At 70.1% G+C, this 1,149-nt stretch carries 1 protein-coding gene; it reads left to right on the plus strand.

Going from position 1 to position 1,149, the window contains the following annotated elements; translation table 11 throughout:
• Window positions 1-1,149 (plus strand): non-ribosomal peptide synthetase (locus IE247_RS33895; protein ID WP_190127215.1); only part of this gene is annotated, 1,149 nt, incomplete at both ends.

The following is a 1,149-nucleotide window of genomic DNA, read 5'->3' on the forward strand; positions in this document are numbered from 1 at the left end:
ATCTACACCTCGGGGTCGACGGGCCGGCCGAAGGGTGTGGTGGTGTCGCATACGGGGCTGGGGATGCTGGCGGTCGAGCAAGTGGAGCGCTTCGGGCTGAGCACGGGCAGTCGGGTGTTGCAGCTGGCGTCGTTCAGTTTCGACGCGGCGGTGATGGAGATGCTGATGGCGTTCGCGTCGTCGGGGACGCTGGTGGTGGCTCCGGCGGGCCGTCTCGGCGGCGAGGCCCTGGTTCGTGAGCTGGAGCGGCACCGGATCACGCACGCGTTGATCCCGCCGACGGTCCTGTCGGGTCTCGCGGAGGCCGAACTCCCGGCACTGGAGACCCTGGTGGTGGGCGGCGAGGCGTGCGCGGGCGAGCTGGTGGGACGCTGGGCGCCGGGCCGGCGGATGATCAACGCCTACGGGCCGACCGAGTCCACGGTCTGCGCCGCGCTCTCCGAGCCTCTGACCGGTGACACTCGTCCGCCCATCGGCCGTCCCGTCACCGGGACCCGCCTCCATGTCCTCGACCCCGCCCTCAGGCTCGTGCCCGTCGGCGTCACCGGCGAGCTCTACATATCGGGTGAGGGTCTTGCGCGCGGCTACGCGGGACGTGCCGTCCTCACGGCGGGCCGCTTTGTCGCCGATCCGTACGGTCCCGCGGGCACCCGGATGTACCGGACGGGGGATCTGGTGCGCAGGCTGCGGGACGGGAGTCTGGAGTATGTGGGCCGGGCTGATGATCAGGTGAAGGTGCGGGGTTTCCGTATCGAGCTGGGTGAGATCGAGGCCGTGCTGCTGGCCCTGGAGAACATCGCCCAGGCCGCCGTCGCGGTCCGCTCCGACCGGCCCGACGACCGCCGCCTCGTCGGGTACGTCGTCCCGCGTGCCGGGGTGGTTCTGGACGGTGCGGTGGTACGGCGGGAGCTGGCCCGCCATCTCCCCGACCACATGGTCCCGGCCGCGGTCGTCGTCCTGGACGGTCTTCCCCGCACGGTGAACGGGAAGCTCGACCGACAGGCCCTGCCCGCACCCGACTTCACCACCGCCATCACCGACGACACACCCCGCGAACCGGAGGAGGAAACCCTCTGTCGTTTGTTCGCTGAGGTTCTTGGGGTGCCTCGGGTGGGGATTCATGACAGTTTCTTTGATTTGGGTGGGCAT

This window comes from Streptomyces inusitatus, from assembly GCF_014651115.1.
In the GTDB taxonomy this organism is placed as follows: domain Bacteria; phylum Actinomycetota; class Actinomycetes; order Streptomycetales; family Streptomycetaceae; genus Streptomyces; species Streptomyces amakusaensis.